The organism is Comamonas kerstersii, assembly GCF_002056725.1.
Lineage (GTDB): Bacteria > Pseudomonadota > Gammaproteobacteria > Burkholderiales > Burkholderiaceae_C > Comamonas > Comamonas kerstersii.
This window is the reverse complement of record NZ_CP020121.1, coordinates 3473867-3488753: the sequence shown is the minus strand read 5'-3', so window position 1 is coordinate 3488753 and position 14887 is coordinate 3473867. Positions and strand designations below refer to the sequence as shown.

Annotated in this window: 18 protein-coding genes; 3 read left to right on the top strand and 15 right to left on the bottom strand. The window is 59.0% G+C overall.

Features of this window, described 5'->3' with window-relative positions; translation table 11 throughout:
* Nucleotides 1-16 precede the first annotated feature (16 nt).
* From B5M06_RS16425 to B5M06_RS16380, 10 genes are all read right to left on the bottom strand, one after another.
* Nucleotides 17-469 (bottom strand): phage virion morphogenesis protein, encoded by a 453-nt coding sequence (locus B5M06_RS16425; protein WP_054066029.1) that lies wholly within the window; start codon nt 467-469, stop codon nt 17-19.
* A 3-nt stretch (nt 470-472) separates the two neighbouring features.
* Nucleotides 473-973 carry a phage tail protein gene (locus tag B5M06_RS16420; RefSeq protein WP_054066030.1) on the bottom strand — a complete coding sequence of 167 codons (501 nt, stop codon included), beginning with the start codon at nt 971-973 and terminating at the stop codon, nt 473-475.
* A complete protein-coding gene (locus B5M06_RS16415; protein WP_054066031.1) occupies nt 957-1511 on the bottom strand; it encodes a hypothetical protein in 555 nt (184 codons plus the stop codon). The genes B5M06_RS16420 and B5M06_RS16415 overlap by 17 nt, the downstream gene beginning before the upstream one ends.
* Entirely contained in the window at nt 1508-2062 is a 555-nt protein-coding gene (locus tag B5M06_RS16410; protein WP_054066032.1) for a lysozyme, read from the bottom strand. The genes B5M06_RS16415 and B5M06_RS16410 overlap by 4 nt, the downstream gene beginning before the upstream one ends.
* Nucleotides 2059-2343 (bottom strand): holin, encoded by a 285-nt coding sequence (locus B5M06_RS16405; protein WP_054066033.1) that lies wholly within the window; start codon nt 2341-2343, stop codon nt 2059-2061. The genes B5M06_RS16410 and B5M06_RS16405 overlap by 4 nt, the downstream gene beginning before the upstream one ends.
* Before the next feature lie 2 nt (nt 2344-2345).
* Nucleotides 2346-2558 (bottom strand): tail protein X, encoded by a 213-nt coding sequence (locus B5M06_RS16400; RefSeq protein ID WP_054066034.1) that lies wholly within the window; start codon nt 2556-2558, stop codon nt 2346-2348.
* Nucleotides 2559-2563: 5 nt separating this feature from the next.
* Entirely contained in the window at nt 2564-3052 is a 489-nt protein-coding gene (locus tag B5M06_RS16395) for a head completion/stabilization protein (protein WP_054066035.1), read from the bottom strand.
* Nucleotides 3053-3162: 110 nt separating this feature from the next.
* Nucleotides 3163-3894 (bottom strand): phage terminase small subunit, encoded by a 732-nt coding sequence (gene gpM / locus B5M06_RS16390; protein ID WP_054066036.1) that lies wholly within the window; start codon nt 3892-3894, stop codon nt 3163-3165.
* Between the two features lie 92 nt (nt 3895-3986).
* The gene (locus B5M06_RS16385; protein ID WP_054066037.1) at nt 3987-5003 is read right to left on the bottom strand and encodes a phage major capsid protein, P2 family; all 1017 of its coding nucleotides are present in this window, start codon (nt 5001-5003) and stop codon (nt 3987-3989) included.
* A gap of 45 nt (nt 5004-5048) precedes the next feature.
* Nucleotides 5049-5894, bottom strand: coding sequence for a GPO family capsid scaffolding protein (locus tag B5M06_RS16380; protein WP_054066038.1), 846 nt, complete (start codon nt 5892-5894; stop codon nt 5049-5051).
* 263 nt (nt 5895-6157) lie between these two features.
* Between B5M06_RS16380 and B5M06_RS16375 the strand changes: the two genes are divergently transcribed.
* Nucleotides 6158-7933 carry a terminase large subunit domain-containing protein gene (locus B5M06_RS16375; RefSeq protein WP_275886671.1) on the top strand — a complete coding sequence of 592 codons (1776 nt, stop codon included), beginning with the start codon at nt 6158-6160 and terminating at the stop codon, nt 7931-7933.
* Nucleotides 7934-8965: a phage portal protein gene (locus B5M06_RS16370; protein ID WP_054066039.1), complete on the top strand. Its 1032-nt coding sequence runs from the start codon at nt 7934-7936 to the stop codon at nt 8963-8965.
* Nucleotides 8966-9173: 208 nt separating this feature from the next.
* Here the strand turns inward: B5M06_RS16370 and B5M06_RS16365 are convergent, their stop codons facing one another.
* The 4 genes from B5M06_RS16365 to B5M06_RS16350 all read right to left on the bottom strand — a co-directional run bounded on the left by B5M06_RS16365 (nt 9174) and on the right by B5M06_RS16350 (nt 11244).
* The gene (locus B5M06_RS16365) at nt 9174-9722 is read right to left on the bottom strand and encodes a hypothetical protein (RefSeq protein ID WP_054066040.1); all 549 of its coding nucleotides are present in this window, start codon (nt 9720-9722) and stop codon (nt 9174-9176) included.
* 90 nt (nt 9723-9812) lie between these two features.
* A complete protein-coding gene (locus tag B5M06_RS16360; RefSeq protein ID WP_054066041.1) occupies nt 9813-10190 on the bottom strand; it encodes an effector-associated constant component EACC1 in 378 nt (125 codons plus the stop codon).
* Between the two features lie 107 nt (nt 10191-10297).
* Nucleotides 10298-10786, bottom strand: coding sequence for a hypothetical protein (locus tag B5M06_RS16355; RefSeq protein ID WP_054066042.1), 489 nt, complete (start codon nt 10784-10786; stop codon nt 10298-10300).
* Nucleotides 10787-11046: 260 nt separating this feature from the next.
* The gene (locus B5M06_RS16350) at nt 11047-11244 is read right to left on the bottom strand and encodes a hypothetical protein (RefSeq protein ID WP_080025313.1); all 198 of its coding nucleotides are present in this window, start codon (nt 11242-11244) and stop codon (nt 11047-11049) included.
* Nucleotides 11245-11846: 602 nt separating this feature from the next.
* Between B5M06_RS16350 and B5M06_RS16345 the strand changes: the two genes are divergently transcribed.
* Complete coding sequence (locus B5M06_RS16345) at nt 11847-12464, top strand: DUF6806 family protein (RefSeq protein ID WP_054066044.1); 618 nt, start codon at nt 11847-11849, stop codon at nt 12462-12464.
* Between the two features lie 36 nt (nt 12465-12500).
* Here the strand turns inward: B5M06_RS16345 and B5M06_RS16340 are convergent, their stop codons facing one another.
* The gene (locus tag B5M06_RS16340) at nt 12501-14726 is read right to left on the bottom strand and encodes a sensor domain-containing protein (protein ID WP_054066045.1); all 2226 of its coding nucleotides are present in this window, start codon (nt 14724-14726) and stop codon (nt 12501-12503) included.
* Between the last annotated feature and the right edge of the window lie 161 nt (nt 14727-14887).

Sequence of the window (14887 nt, the reverse complement as noted above, 5' to 3'; positions counted from 1 at the left end):
CTGCTACATCAACGCATCAGAAATGGCTCAGGTGGTCCAGCACAGCATCCAGCAGCTCATTGATCTGCGCATCGCTCACCCCCAGCAATGGGCGGGCCGGGTACTGGTAAGAGGCTCCGTCTGCAGCGACCTGGTCACGCAGGCCATAGTGGTGCACACGGGCAATGGCAGCCGTGCGGCCCACAAAGGCCACCACGGCCTCATTGCCCTGACCAATGGCCTTGAGGTGGCGCACGGTACGCAGTTTGCGGAACATGGGCCCCTGGCGGAGCTTGCCTGCACGGTCACGGCTGCGGTGCTTGCGCGGCTCCCAGGCTTGGCCGTCTGGCCCCTGCTGGGCTGCCATGTTGGCCTGGTTACCCCGGCGCAGGCGCTGGGCTAGCTGGCGCGAGAGCACGCGCTGCTCTGCGGGGGAGAGCTTGGCCAGCAGAGGGGCCAGCCAGGTTTCAAGGCGCTGCAGGTCGCTCATGGCTTACGGCTGAACACCCGGGTGGCTCGGCGGAAAGTTCCACTCAGCCACTTTCTCGCCTTTTACGAAAAGCTCCCAGTGCTCTTGCATGGGCAGATATGACGGCGGCGTGTCACTGACGTGCGTCAGCGTGATGCCCCCCGGGACGTCCTGGCGTGCACGTGCAATGACGCGCTCAGTCAGGTCCAGATGGATGATAAGGTCCATGCTGGCGGCGTTCAGGTACTCGGCGTCAAAGCGGATGCCCTTGCGGTCCGGGTTGGCCAGCAGATCATGCTGATGCACTTGCAGCCAGCTGAGTAACGGTGCCATGACGCTGTCTGGGTGGTCCACCCAGTCCAGCAGCTGCAGCTGCATGGTGTAGCTGTACTCCCACGACAGGGTGCCCGTGGCCGTGCAGCGCACGCTGCCGTTCAGGACAAAGATTTTCAGCAGCTCCGGGTTGTGGGCAATGCGCGGCAGGGCGGCCGTGAGGTGTTCGCGCAGCTTAATGGGCTTGAGCATGGCCAGCCTCCAGATGCAGCAGGGTGGAGCGCCATTCGTCCATCTGCTCTTTTACGGCGTTGTACTGGGCAATGCAGGTGTTGAGCTCGCGGATGGCGGCATCACCTTCTTGGGGGATGGCGGCAAGATCTGCTGCTGCCGCTGGGTCAAGTTGGGCGTGCGTGGCTGCAGCTGCAGCGGCGGCATTTCCGGCGGGGCGAACGCTGTCGCTGGTGCAGCTGGCGGGCACGATGGGGACGCGCACGCTGACAGTGCCAGCACGCAGGCCAGCAACATGGGCTTGGTGGTCTTCATTGGCTTTTCCTTGGGCTTGAGAGAGCTGGGCGTAAAGCGTTGCGATGTGCTGGTTCAGGCGCTCTTCGCTGGCCTTGCGCTCACCACGCAGCCAGGCGGCATTGGCGGCGGCGCGGCGCTGCAGGTCCTGCAGCTCGGCCTTGTCTGCCTGGGCGTGGCGGTGCGCCTGGTATTGCATGCCAGCGGTGGCGGCCAGCACGATGATGATGGTGTAGAGCAGCGCGTCTGCAATCACGTCTTTCATGCACTCACCCCTTTGCGGCAAAAGCTGGTTTCAGCCTGGCGGCGGTTGGCCAGGCCTTGAATGAAGGTGTAGACCTTGGCTCCGGTCTTGGGGTCAAGGTGGCTGGTAAAGCTCCAGACGGGGCGGCCAGCGTCAGACATGCTCAGGCGGCGGCAGCCGGTTTCCCAGTCGCCCCGGTTGAATGCCTGCATGGCCAGGCTGGAGCAGGTGCTGGGGTGCCCAAAATTCCAGGCGTGGCTGCTGGCTGCATCAAACACGTACTGGGGCGGCAGCCGCTTGAAGCACTGGGCCAGTGCGGTCTGCACGCGCTGCAGGGCGGCGGCTTCTTCACGGGCGCACTTCTCGGCGCTCCAGCGCTCCCCCACGATGATGGGCGTGGTGGTGACATGGCGGGTCAGCCCCTTGCACACGGTGGGCAGGCCACCGGCGAGCTGGTCGGCATAGACCACGTGCTGCTCAGCGCCTTCCCACTGGCCGAGAAAGCCCAGCAGGGCAGCGCTGGCCAGAATCAGGCTGCCGCCAAGGTGGGGGAAATACTGTCGACGGTTCACAGTGCTCCCCCTCGGATTTGCTGCATGCGCAGCTGATGTTCAGCCTCTTTGCGGCGCTCTTCGGCTTGCTTGCGTTCTTCGTCAGCCAACTTGAACTTGTATTCCTTGCGTCGGTAGTAAACGCTGACAATAAAACCCAGTACAGCTACCACGGCACCCACAAGCCCAAAGAACTGGTTGGACAAAAAGAAGCTCAAGCCCGATGTGCCCGCACCAGCCACGGTAACTTTGCCTGCTACGCCAGCAGCATTGGCAGCTTCAATTGCAGATTCAACTTTCATCTTCAGTCCCATAGCTGTGTCAGTTGTTGGGTCGGTGGTGTGGGTAGAACTGGCATCAGCACCAGCATGCCCTGGGGCAGCAGCAGGCCATGCCTAGCCAGGCCGGGGTTGGCCTGCAGTACGGCTTCCACGGCACCCTGTGTGCGGCCGTAGTAGCGCCAGCACAGGGCGTCTACGGTTTCGTTTTGCTGGGTGCGGATGTGTTGCGCTGCCATGTGCGTCAGATCAGTTCAACGGTGCAGCGTGCAGTGCCGAGCAGGTCAGAGATGGCCCAGCGCTGCTTGCGGCGCAATTCACCGAGCTGGGTGACCAGGTCTTCCGTCACCCGGGCCTCTTTGCCGCTGCCATTGGGGGTGGTGGAAATGTTGCGGTACATCTCCAGCAGATCTGCTTGCAGGCAGTGGTGCACGGCGCGCTGGTACTGCAGCACCTTGGCGCTGATGCCGCCTACCTGCGGGGCTGGTACGTCTTGCAGCCTGGTGTAGCCCCAGCGAGTGCGTTGCTCATCGGCCCAGGACTGCAGCTCTGCATTGATGGTGAGCATGGCGTCTTGCAGGGCAGGGAGCAGGCGCGCAGTGGTGACGGTGCCGTCCAGCCTGCACGCTGCGCGTACTTGGGCGGGCTGCATGTCCGGGAAGAAGCCGTCATTGGTCACATCGGGCTCTTGCTCAGCGGCCGGCGGGTTGGCAGTAACGATGAAGGCAGACATGGGCGGCAACAGGTCAAGGGTGTAGGGGGACGGTGGTCAGGGGCGTTGGCTGGAGCGCAGCGGGTAGCTGGCAGGCCGCAGCCCCTGAGCCGTCCGGGTGCGGGGTTCGCTCAGTTGGGGGCGGCTGGCTGCAGCTCTTTCAGGCGGCGTTCCAAGCGCTCCACGTCTTTTTTCACGCCAGCCTTGTCGTTCAAGGCCATGGCGCGTTGCAGGTGCTGGTGTGCGATGTGCACCTTGTCCAGCTCCAGCGCTTTGATTTCGTCGGCACTCAAATCCTTGGTGCCGGTCTTGCCCATGGCGGCCCAGCCAATGGCCTTGTGCAGCTTGGCGCGTGCCTGGTCATGGGCATCCAGCCCATGGGTCAGCTCGTCCGCCTTGGCCAGCACGGCCAGGGCGTTCACGCCGGTCAGCTGGCCTTTGATGGCGGCTTCGCTGATTTCGTCCAGCAGCAGCGTGGGCAGGTTGCGGTTAAAGCGGTCGGGCAGCTGCAGGCCATGGCGCACGCAGTAGGCGGCTACGTCCAGCGCTGGCTGCCAGTCGCCCACGTCCAGCATCCACACCAGCAAGGTGGTGACAACGAGGTCTTGCACGCCAGCGTCTGCCTCCAGCACGCCGTCCAGGTAGTCCATGTACTCGGGCAGCAGCTTGCGCTTGGCTTCCACCTTTTTCTCGGTGGACTGAATGTCTTTGAGTAGGCGCATGTGCGCATGCAGCTGGGCCAGCACCAGCTCATGCTGGCTGCCCTGGGCGGTGCCGCCGAATGGGTCGGCAGCTGCTGCGCGCTCGGCTTCTTGCTGGGCCAGTACACGGGCCATGTGACGTTGTGCAGGTGTCTTGGGCATGTGCTTTTGTGAGTGGGGGTGGCGAAAAAAGAGCCGCTGCGCTTGGTAGGTGCAGCGTCAGCGGCCCAAGGTCTTGCGACCGGAGACAACGGTTAACCGCCTTGGACAGGTGGCTCGTATTCCTGAATGTTTTCCACCAAGGCCACCAAGTCGTAGTCCTCCACCACAAAGGCGTCATTGGAGGACTCAAAGGTCTCAACGCCGTTGCGGGCTGGGTTTTCGATGATGGCGCGGCGGCGCTTGCCTTCTTGGTAGTAGATGGACAGGTTGTCCAGGCGGGTGATGAGCACCGTCCCAGCAGGGAAGTAAGGTGCCATCACGGCAGGCAGTCCGCCCAGGCGGCGCTGGCTCACCACAATGTCTGCGGCCAGCTTTTCGGTGGGGGCCTCTTGACCATCCACCAGCGGGAACAGCTTGTCGTTCATCAGGTCGCGGCCGACGAGTACGACCAGGTCAGGGTCATCACGGTGCACGGTGTCCAGCAGCTGGATGGCGTCAAAGACCAGACCATCCAGCGACTTGTAGTCAGCATCTGCGTGGCCGTAAGTTGCACCATTCAGAACGCGCTCTTCGGCGTTCTCGCGGATGTGTTGCAGCCAGCCCTTGGCCACGTCTTGCAGCAGGGGGTTGTTGGTGATGTTGGTGTCGGCAGCTGCGCTGGTGCCGTTAAAGCCAATCATGATGCGGTCCAGTGCGCAGCGCTCCACGATGGCACCGCTGATACGGGTCTGGAAGTCTGGGAACTTGGCCCAGGCATCCAGCTTGGCGTAGGGGAGGTAGGTGTCGTAGTCGGTCTGCTTGCAGAAGTATTCGTTTTTTACCAGTCCCGTCACATCGCGTGGGCTGCGGCGGCCTGCACCGCTGGTGTCTGTGCGGCCAGCGATGGTGCCGGAGATGGTCAACCCAATGGCTTCGCCCACTTGTTCTTCCACTGGCACGATGTTGATCATGCTCAGGAATTTGCTGGACTGCTGCAGCTTGGTCTCCAGCTTTTGCTGGGCCGATGGGGTGACGTTGAATTTCTTGCTGACATCAGCAACGGCGATGGAGCACAGCGCGGCGATCTGGTTCAGATAGCCGTTGAACAAAACGCGGGTTTCGTTACGCATGGGGGCGTTCCTTGGGTGTGGTGGGTTGTACGAATGGGCGAGGGCTTAGAACTCGGCCAGTTGCTGACCGTTTCCGCCCGTGGCAGCAGGGCGTTGCGTGCCTTGCTCCTGCGTGCTGAGCTTGGTGACCAGGTCTTTGTGCTCTGCCTCCAGCTTGGTGAACTTGGTTTGCAGCTCAGCCAGCGCAGCGGCGTCCTTGGCCTGTTGGGCGCTAAAGGCTTGCGCCATGCCTTGCATGGCAGTCAGGGCAGCAGCCACATCGGGCGCCTGGGTGCTGTGCTGCTGCACGGCGGGAGCAGGCTTGTCGCCACCCATGAGCTTGGTCATGACGGCGGTGAACTTTTCCAAGGCGGTGGCCAGTGGGCCTGCAACCACTTCGGGCTGTTCGGCTTCCAGCTCCAGCGTGAATTCCATGGCGGCAGTGAACAGCGTGTCTTTGCTGGTCTTGCGGCCTGCCAGTGGGTTGGCGTCTGGGTTTTGCTGGGCAAAGGTGAGCAGCTCCGTGCCCAGGCTGGCGGGGCTGTCGGTGACGGCCAGGCCGACCAGGTAGGCTTCGCCGGTGTCGGCAAAGTTTGGATCCACTTCAATGGAGGTGTAGAGCTTTTGGCCAGCCTTGTTCATAGCGATCAGGCTTTCCAGCGGCTTGATCTGCGCAAACAGGGCCAGCTTGCCGTCCTCCACCTGCTCTGCCTTGACGGCCAGCACATCGCCCTGCGCGGCAAATGCGCTGTCAGGCAGCAGGCCGCGCATGTGCTCGATCCAGACGCGGGCACCGTATTTGGCCGGGTTGAAGTTTTTGGCCATTTGCTCGATCCAGACACGCTGGATGGCACGGCCATCGGTGGTGGCACCTTCAGTGGCCACGCGGAACCATTTGGACTTTTGAGGCATGGGCGTTCAGTGGGTTGGTTGCAGGGATGCTTTGCAGCGGTAGCCTCTATGGTCTGGCCGACCCCCTGTGAGCGGCAAACGCTTTGCGCTGTAGCGATGCTTGCTACATAAACGCGCAGGTGCACGCGCGCGAATGCACGCCCAAACTGGCGGGTATGCCTGCCACTGAAAGCCGAAAAACGCGTTTGCGCCAAGGCCAGCACAACCCTTTTCCGTTTCCTGATGCCGAAGCTGCCGCCCCTGAAGCGGCTGAGCTGGACGTGCTGCGCGCCTTGACTGACACCAGCCAGGACAAGCGCCGCAAGGCCCGTGCGCTGTACTGTATGGGCTGGCGCGTGACGCACATTGCCGAGCACATTGATGTGCCCCGCACCACGGTGCATGAGTGGAAAGCGGCCGACGGCTGGGACAAGGCCAAACCGATTGACCGGGTGGAGGGCGCGCTGGAGATGCGGCTGTGCACTTTGATCAACAAGGAAAACAAGACCGGCGGGGACTTCAAGGAGATTGACCTGCTGGGCCGCCAGATTGAACGCCTGGCCCGTGTGCACAAGTACGCAGAGACGGGCAAGGAAAGCGACCTGAACCCGAACATCAACGCCCGCAACGCTGGCCCCAAGCGCCAGCCTGACCGCAGCGGCCAGCTGGGCGGGGAGGATGGGCTGGAAAAACTCAAGGCGGCCTTCATTGACAGCTTGTTCAAGTACCAGCTGACCTGGTGGCAAAACAGCCAGCAGCGCACGCGGGCCATTCTCAAGAGCCGCCAGATCGGTGCCACCTGGTACTTTGCGCGCGAGGCCTTGATTGATGCGCTGGAGACCGGGCGCAACCAGATCTTTCTGTCTGCCAGCAAGGCGCAGGCGCATATCTTCAGGGGCTACATCATTGCCTTTGTGAAAGAGGTGCTGGGTGTGGAGCTCAAGGGCGATCCCATCGTGCTGCCCAACGGGGCCACGCTGTACTTTCTGGGCACCAATGCACGCACAGCCCAGGGCTACCACGGTAATTTCTACTTTGACGAGTTCTTCTGGACCCAGTCTTTTGACCAGCTCAACAAGGTGGCCAGCGGCATGGCCATGCACAAGAAATGGCGCAAGACGTACTTCAGCACGCCAAGCAGCCTGCAGCACCAGGCATATGCCTTCTGGTCTGGCAACCGCATCAACCGTAGGCGCAGCAAAGAAAACCGCATTGAGCTGGATCTGAGCCATGACCGGCTGGCCGGTGGCTTTACGGGGGAAGACAAGATCTGGCGCCAGATCGTCACGGTGCTGGATGCCGCTGCTGGCGGGTGCGATCTGTTTGACCTGGACGAGCTGCGCTTTGAGTACAGCGACGAGGAATGGGACAACCTGCTGATGTGCGGGTTTGTGGACGAGAGCTTTGCCGTATTCCCGCTGACCGAGCTGATGCGCTGCCATGTGGACAGCTGGGTGGACTGGGCCGATGACTGGAAGCCTTTTGCCCTGCGGCCGTTTGCCTTCAAACCGGTGTGGATTGGCTATGACCCCAGCCACACAGGTGATGCTGCTGGCCTTGTGGTACTGGCACCGCCAGCCTTGGCTGGCGGCAAGTTCCGCGTGCTGGAACGCATGCAGTTCAAGGGCGCGGACTTTGAAGGGCAGGCGGAGGCCATCCGCAAGCTCACACAGAAATACAACGTGGAGCACATCACGATCGACACCACCGGCCTGGGCCAGGGTGTGTTCCAGATCGTGCAGAAGTTCTTCCCCGGCGCGCGTGCGCTGCAGTACAGCGTGGATGTGAAGACGCGCCTGGTGCTCAAGGCCCAGAGCGTGATCCGCGCAGGGCGGCTGGAGTTTGACGCGGGGGACGTGGACCTGCAGCGCAGCTTTATGGCCATCAAGCGCGAGATGACGGCCAGCGGCCGCAGCGTGACTTATGCCAGCGGGCGCAGCGAAGAGACCGGCCACGCCGACTTGGCCTGGGCCTGCATGAATGCTTTAGACAACGAGCCGCTGGAGGCTGCCGCCGTGGGCGGTGCGCAGCACAGTGGCGTGACCTTGGAGATTTGCTAAATGACTGACACGGCCACCGTAGTGCAACCGCAGGCAATGGAAGCCTTTACCTTTGGAGAACCGGAGGCGGTGCTGGACCGGCGCGAGATTTTCGACCTGTTCGAGTGCAACCTGATCAATGGCGAGTGGTATGAAATGCCGGTGAGCGTGGACGGCCTTTCGCGCATGCTGCGCGCTGGGGTGCACCACGCCAGCGCTATCGACTTCAAGGCCAAGGTGCTGGCCAGCACGTTCAGGCCCCACCGGCTGCTGGATGGGCTGACCATGGTGAAGGTGATCAAAGAGTATCTGGTGTTTGGCAATGCCTACTTGGAGCGGCCACGCAACCGGCTGGGGGAGACCATGCCGCTCAAGCACAGCATGGCCAAGTACACGCGCCGCCACAAGGATCTGCAGCGCTTTGGCTTCATGCCCCGCTGGAATGAGGTGCATGAGTTCCTGCCCGGCAGCGTCTGCCACATCATGGAGCCGGATGTGGACCAGGAGATCTACGGCGTGCCGCAGTACCTGGCCAGCCTGCAGTCCAGCCTGCTCAATGAATCGGCCACCTTGTTCCGCCGCCGCTACTACACGAACGGGAGCCACGCGGGCTTTATCCTGTATCTGACCGACCCCACCCCCAACCAGCAAGACGTGGACGGCCTGCGCACCGCACTCAAAAGCGCCAAAGGTATTGGCAACTTCCGCAACCTGTTTTTTCACAGCCCCAATGGGCAAAAGGATGGCATCAAGCTGATCCCCATCGGGGAGGCCACAGCCAAAGACGAGTTCCTCAACATCAAGAACGTCAGCCGCGATGACCAGCTGGCTGCCCACCGCGTGCCCCCTGAGCTGATCGGCGTGGTCCCCGCCAGCGGCGCGGCTTTTGGCAACGTGGTCAACGCTGCCCGTGTTTTTGCCCGCAATGAGATCCAGCCCCTGCAGGCGCACCTGTCGGGCGTGATCAACGCTTTCATGGGTGACGAGGTTTGCCGGTTTGACACCTACCGCTTGGCAAGCGTGGATGAACCCCAGCCGCAGGCACTGAAGTAAGCGCCGGTATTTGCTGGAAATGACGAAGCCCCGCAGTGCGGGGCTTCGTTTTCTGGATGGAGTTCTGCTAACGACCCAAAGCAGACAGTCAAGTTACTAATACCCAAGGTAAGCGGTGTCGGAAGGAACGCAGCGACTGGAGCGCACCAACGAGGATCAAGACAAGGGCGAAGCCTTTGCCTTCGTTGGCGTCCGCTTGACCGCTAAGTTAGGTGACAGATTTTTTTCGCTCTTCATATTGACGTTCAATGCGTTTATGAAGCCGGCTTAGCTCTTCCTTGTAGGTCGCCTCAGCTTGCTCAAAAGTGAGGTCTCGAAAGTTAACTTCCTGTACAAAGTGCTTCGTCATACCTTTGGAAATTTTGTCTCGATAGCGTTCAAACCGATCCAGTGCAAAGTAGTCGTAAATCTGATCTCTCACCCGCAATGTTTTGGGGGCTGAGATATCAGACACCAACTCATGAATTTTGTGGCCGACTTGATTGCGGAGGTTAATGATGCCTTGTAGGTCTTCGCTTTCTTTCTCGGTAATGATCTCTTTGCCGACAAGTATCTGAAAGGCCTTTTCCATTGGTCGTTTACTCCCCTCTGGGAGTAGTGCTGGACGGGATGTTGTATAGGTTGCAAATTTGTCGCTAGCACGCATTGAACCGATTACAAAAGAACGAAGTGATTCGACTTGATGAAGCAGCAAGACCATCTGAAGCGCCCGATACTTCAGGATGTTCTTTTCTAAGGCGGGGAGTTTGGGGCGCATTTTGCTATTGCCTTAACGTAGAAGTGACCGGCACGCTGCGGCAAGGGGGCGCGGCGTGTCCGTGTGGGCGTGTCCATGTCCGTCGCCATGTTAGATCCTGCCGCTACCGTCGTCGTCCGTTTCCGCAGTGCTCTTGCCGGGGTCTATGGCCGTCAGATTCTTTGCGTGCTCCAGGACATGCTCCAATTCCGCCATGGAAAGGCCTTCGACATGCACCACGGTGTTCTCCTTCGTGGTGATGATCACCTTCCGACCGCGCCTGCTGTTTATGAACGCCACAACAACTGTCGCAAGGGCGCCCCACATCGCAGCGCTGCCAACGGCCTGCATTATCTCCAGTACACCCGACGAGGCCATAGGAACCCCAGCTCGGACTTGGGGCATCTGGTACTTGACCCCGTGCTCATTCAGGAGCTGAACGAAGGGTCCGAAGCTGTCCTTGAACAGGTGAACGGGTAGTGATTTCATGGCGCTTCCAGCGAGATCTAACGAACTAAAGTAAGCGGCGGCTGGGAGCCTTCCGATTGAGCGCCAAGTTAGGCGCTGCTGACTTAGTACATGGGAGCTGTGTAAATTCAACCATCATTTTCAAGCGGCGGAAGCGGTACGGTTTTTATAAGGCTACGAAGTTGGAGGAAGTCTTTTCGCCTCGCCGCGGCAACAAAATCCCTCTTCCGATAGAGCTTGCCATTGCCAAGATGCATTACCAAATTCTGGTCGTAGTTGTGTGCATGCGGCGAAGATGGAAAAGGGTCAGCGTCGTTCTGATGAACCGTCCAAACCTCTCCGTTGACCTTGTACTGCTTCTTGCGCACAAACACAGGTAGTTCGGGTGGGAGGATGGTGCGTTCCAGAATAATCCGCTCGTTGAAGGCAGGAAACTGCGACAGAAACTGCTCATCTAGGTGCTGAATGGCTTCTTCGATGCTATTTGGTTGCAGCCCTTTGGCAATCAAGTGCTCCGCTACTTTGAACGGATCAAGGACTCTTCCGACCTCCCGCTCGACATCGAACTGAATTTGTTCAAACTGTGCGGCATAGAGCAATCGTGTGATGGGGTTCATTGTGGAGTGGGAGCTCTTAGGAGCCTAACTAGATTTAGGAAGCATGCGATGTACATGTTCTATTTCACCTAATACTCTAAGAGAGCGCAACTTGCCAGGCACATTTGCTGTTCTAGTGTTTAGACAAACTTAAAAATTTAATCTCATTCTTTAGTGGATACTGAAAATCTATGTCCGAAGGTCTGCTTCTGGCCGAACTCTGACATTCGTTAATTTCAAACACAAAGCCCCGCATTGCGGGGCTTTACTGTACTAACCATTCACTTCTGTTGGCAGCGATCTGCCAACACACCAGCAGCTTCGTCCAGCTGCCTGGCTATCGGCTTGAGGATCGAGTGAATGCAGGACGCACTCACCTTGTTTTGCTGAGCAGCTTCAAGTAGCTCACACAACGCACCAACACGTTCGCTGGCTTGGTCTATCTCTTTCTGGATGATCTTTGCGCTCTCTGAAGGCATGGCATTACTGTGCGGACTGTATGTAAACACAGTATAGGTGAGTGACGCTCATGTAAGCAAATGCTTTCACTCGCCACAACTTCATCCACGCCCCCCAGCGCGCGCTCGAGACCCCGCCTCGCCCGCCCGCTTCGCGTGTGGATTTCGACGACACCGCCGAAAAGCTGCGGAATAAGCCGTTGCGCCGCTTTGCGGTCAGCGAACCCATTTCAAACAAAGACGGGTTTTGACGGCTTCTGATGCACTCTCAGCCTGTGGATGGGGCTCATTTCAGGCGCACTATCGGCATGTGGAGGCGTGTCTCGTGTTTACGCACGGATTACGCATTTGCGGTTTAACACAATGATTTTTCAGGTTCTTTGATTCCGGCTCGGGGCACCACTGCAAAGCTTCCATCAGGAAGCTTTTTTTATTTCCATGCTTGGATCCTGCGATCTTTGGAAGGCTGCTTTTGACGGCTGCCACATTGGCAGCATTGTTGTATGCAGCATGCGACAATGTGGCTCCAGCCAGAGGAGGGTTTTGCTCGCAAAACTCGCTTGGCTTCCTCTTTAGTGTCTGAATGCTTTGGGCCGTCAAAGACACCTGATGTGAGTAGAACAATGTCTAGCTATAACGCCCCTTTTGAAATTCATGTGCACGGCCAGGTGCTGTTACGCCCGGACGTCACGTTTGAACAATTGCAAGAAGCACTCAAGCCACTGTGGTCGTATGCTGGCGCGCGTTCGCTGGCAGATGGTTCGGTCAGTGCTTACGAAGAAGAACCAGGTATTCAGTTCAATGCCAAGGAAGGTCTGGTTCAGATGTGCTGGACCGTCTCCGGTGATAGCGATTTTCGTCAGTCGCTGGACGATATGTGCATGGGGCTGAACGAGCTGGCACAGGAAGGTGCTGCGATTGAGGTCACCTTCTATGACGCCGAGTTCGATGAAGAGGATGGCGACCGCTCTCAGGATGCGCGTGATGACTTCATGATGCTGTTTGTTGGCCCCAATCCTGCGGCCATCATGAAAGTCCAGCGCGATATGCTGGTCCAGGATGTGATTCACATGATGGAGCGCCACTTCGATGCCTCGGAGCTGCTGGGCGTGGTCGCAGAAATCGACAAACTCTTCATGCAGCGTTTTGACAGTCTGCTGAGCTCGTTGGAGCTGGGTAAGCTCCCACCCAGCAGCGGTGGCGGTTCCCGTGGTGGTCATAGACCACGGCATATGCACTGATGAGATGAAAACAGGCCCGGCCACGAGCCGGGTTTTTTATGCCATTTCTGCTGCCTGCCAGGGGCGATAGGTTTTCAGTAGCTGGCTGATCTGCTCGGCCGACACTGGTTTGCTGAACCAGTAGCCTTGCGCCTCATCACAGCCTTGTTCGCGAAGAAATGCGAGCTGTGCCTGGGTTTCCACGCCTTCTGCCGTGGTCTGGATGCCCAGTGCTTGTGCCATTCGGATGATGGCACTGACGATGGCACGGTCGTTGTGGTCGTGATCGATATCGCGGATGAAAGACTGGTCGATCTTGAGCTTGTAGATCTGAAAACGTTTGAGCTGGCTCAGTGACGAGTAGCCTGTACCAAAGTCGTCAATGGACAGCCAGACGCCGCTGCCGCGCAGGGCATCCATGGTAGAGGTCGCAGCCTTGGGGTCCAGAATGGCTACCCCTTCTGTCAGTTCCAGCTCCAGTGCATGCGGTGGAATGCTGTATTCCAGCAAGATGCGATTGATCAGCTCGGGCAGCTGAGGCTGGTGGAACTGGATGGCAGACAGGTTCACAGCCACTTTGAGCTGTCTGAAGCCTTGCCTGTGCCATGCTTGGAGCTGGCGTATGGCATTGCGCAGTACCCACTCGCCGATTTGCAGGATTTGCCCACTGTCTTCAGCTACAGGAATGAATTCCGCAGGAGAGACATTGCCGAGTTCAGCCTGGTTCCAGCGCAGCAGTGCTTCTACGCTGCGAATCTCGCCTGTGTGCAGGCAGATCTGAGGCTGGTAGTGCAGCGTGAACTCATCGCGCTCCAGAGCGCGGCGCATGGCATTTTCCAGCTGCAGCGCCCTGACAGACTTGGCATGCATCTGCGGGGTGAAGAAGCGATAGGTGTTACGCCCTTCCAGCTTGGCGTGGTACATGGCGACATCGGCCGATTGCGTCAATGCATCAATGTCGTCACCGTCCTGTGGGTACAGTGCAATGCCCATGGATGGCGCCATGCTCAGCTCATGGTGACCAATCTGATAGGGCTTGAGTGAGGCTTCCTGCAGTTTGCCCGCCACGCGTGCGGCGCCCTGTGCGTTGGCGCCGGGCAGCAGCAGCACGAACTCGTCACCGCCCACCCGTGCGACAGTGTCTCGGTCACGCACTACGGCGCGCAGGCGTTTGGCAATTTCCTGCAGCAGCGCATCGCCTACCTTGTGGCCCAGCGAATCATTGACGTGCTTGAAGCGGTCCAGATCCAGAAAAATGACGGCCAGCGGGCGGTTGTTGCTGCGTGCGTCCTCGATGGCCTGCTTGCTGCGTTCAGCCAGAAAAGCGCGGTTGGGCAGGCCTGTGAGGGTGTCGTAGTGCGCCATCCAGTGAATGCGTTCCTGAATGCGCTTGCGGTCTTCCACTTCCTGATGCAGCGTCTGAATGGTTTCGCTGAGCTGGTTGGTGCGCTCCTGCACCTGGCGTTCCAGTTCGGCCTGTGCTTCGGTCAGCATGGCCTGAATGCGCTTGCGTTCGGTGATGTCCAGCAAGATCCAGACTTCGCCCTGTGAGCGGTCCTGTGGATCCACCCAACGGCTGCGTACCTCGCAGGCAATGTCGTGCCCTTGATGATGACGCAAGCTGATCTCGCCCTCAAATGAACCTGTGTGGCTGTTGCTGATCTGGGTGAGTACATCCAGCGGCGAGTGGCACAGCGCAAAGGACGGAGACATATTGCTCAGTGCCAGCAGTGTCTCCGGCTCATAGCCCAGCATCTTGCACAGGTGCTGGTTGCAGCGGGTCAGCGTCCCCTGCTTGATGTAGGCAATGCCAACGGCAGCAGTTTCGAAAAGTAGTTGCTTTTCACGCAGCGCCTTGGAGAGCATGGCTTTGCGCTGCCGTTGCTCATCAATGTCATCCACGATCCATACAGCGCCTTCATGCGGTGCAGATGGGTTGATCAGATGGCCGCTCAGGCTGCTCCAGAAAAGGTCGCCGTTGCGGCGGCGCAGGCGTCGCTCGGTTTTGAAGGTCTTACCCTGACGCATGCCGACACAGGACATGCGAATCAGCGCTTTGAAATCGTCAAGCGATGGATGCAGCTGTGCACTGCGAACGCCAACTACTTCATCATGGCTGGTAAATCCAAAAATTTTGGCGAAGTGCGGATTGCAGCGGACGATGGTGCGATTTTTGACGAATGCAATGCCGACACAGGCACTGTCCAGCAGGGCTTTTTGTTCACGCAATAAGCGTTCAAGATCAAACGCTGGAGCTTCAATCTCGCCAGTATTCAGGGACATGTGCAGAAACGGTGCAGATGAGAGGGCAGGCTTTCGCTGACATGCAAAAACCGGGCAAGCTCGAGCAGGCTTATAGCGGGAGCGGCATGTTTCTGAGGAAGGTGCAGGAACACGTATGAACCACTGTTTTCAAAGTCCCATGAACACATGACGGGTGTGCT

Coding starts and splice junctions, on each gene's coding strand:
- B5M06_RS16425 (WP_054066029.1), bottom strand. CDS start 469: ATGAGCGACCTGCAGCGCCTTGAAACCTGGCTGGCCCCTCTGCTGGCC.
- B5M06_RS16420 (WP_054066030.1), bottom strand. CDS start 973: ATGCTCAAGCCCATTAAGCTGCGCGAACACCTCACGGCCGCCCTGCCG.
- B5M06_RS16415 (WP_054066031.1), bottom strand. CDS start 1,511: ATGAAAGACGTGATTGCAGACGCGCTGCTCTACACCATCATCATCGTG.
- B5M06_RS16405 (WP_054066033.1), bottom strand. CDS start 2,343: ATGAAAGTTGAATCTGCAATTGAAGCTGCCAATGCTGCTGGCGTAGCA.
- B5M06_RS16400 (WP_054066034.1), bottom strand. CDS start 2,558: ATGGCAGCGCAACACATCCGCACCCAGCAAAACGAAACCGTAGACGCC.
- B5M06_RS16395 (WP_054066035.1), bottom strand. CDS start 3,052: ATGTCTGCCTTCATCGTTACTGCCAACCCGCCGGCCGCTGAGCAAGAG.
- gpM (WP_054066036.1), bottom strand. CDS start 3,894: ATGCCCAAGACACCTGCACAACGTCACATGGCCCGTGTACTGGCCCAG.
- B5M06_RS16385 (WP_054066037.1), bottom strand. CDS start 5,003: ATGCGTAACGAAACCCGCGTTTTGTTCAACGGCTATCTGAACCAGATC.
- B5M06_RS16380 (WP_054066038.1), bottom strand. CDS start 5,894: ATGCCTCAAAAGTCCAAATGGTTCCGCGTGGCCACTGAAGGTGCCACC.
- B5M06_RS16370 (WP_054066039.1), top strand. CDS start 7,934: ATGACTGACACGGCCACCGTAGTGCAACCGCAGGCAATGGAAGCCTTT.
- B5M06_RS16365 (WP_054066040.1), bottom strand. CDS start 9,722: ATGCGCCCCAAACTCCCCGCCTTAGAAAAGAACATCCTGAAGTATCGG.
- B5M06_RS16360 (WP_054066041.1), bottom strand. CDS start 10,190: ATGAAATCACTACCCGTTCACCTGTTCAAGGACAGCTTCGGACCCTTC.
- B5M06_RS16355 (WP_054066042.1), bottom strand. CDS start 10,786: ATGAACCCCATCACACGATTGCTCTATGCCGCACAGTTTGAACAAATT.
- B5M06_RS16350 (WP_080025313.1), bottom strand. CDS start 11,244: ATGCCTTCAGAGAGCGCAAAGATCATCCAGAAAGAGATAGACCAAGCC.
- B5M06_RS16345 (WP_054066044.1), top strand. CDS start 11,847: ATGTCTAGCTATAACGCCCCTTTTGAAATTCATGTGCACGGCCAGGTG.
- B5M06_RS16340 (WP_054066045.1), bottom strand. CDS start 14,726: ATGTCCCTGAATACTGGCGAGATTGAAGCTCCAGCGTTTGATCTTGAA.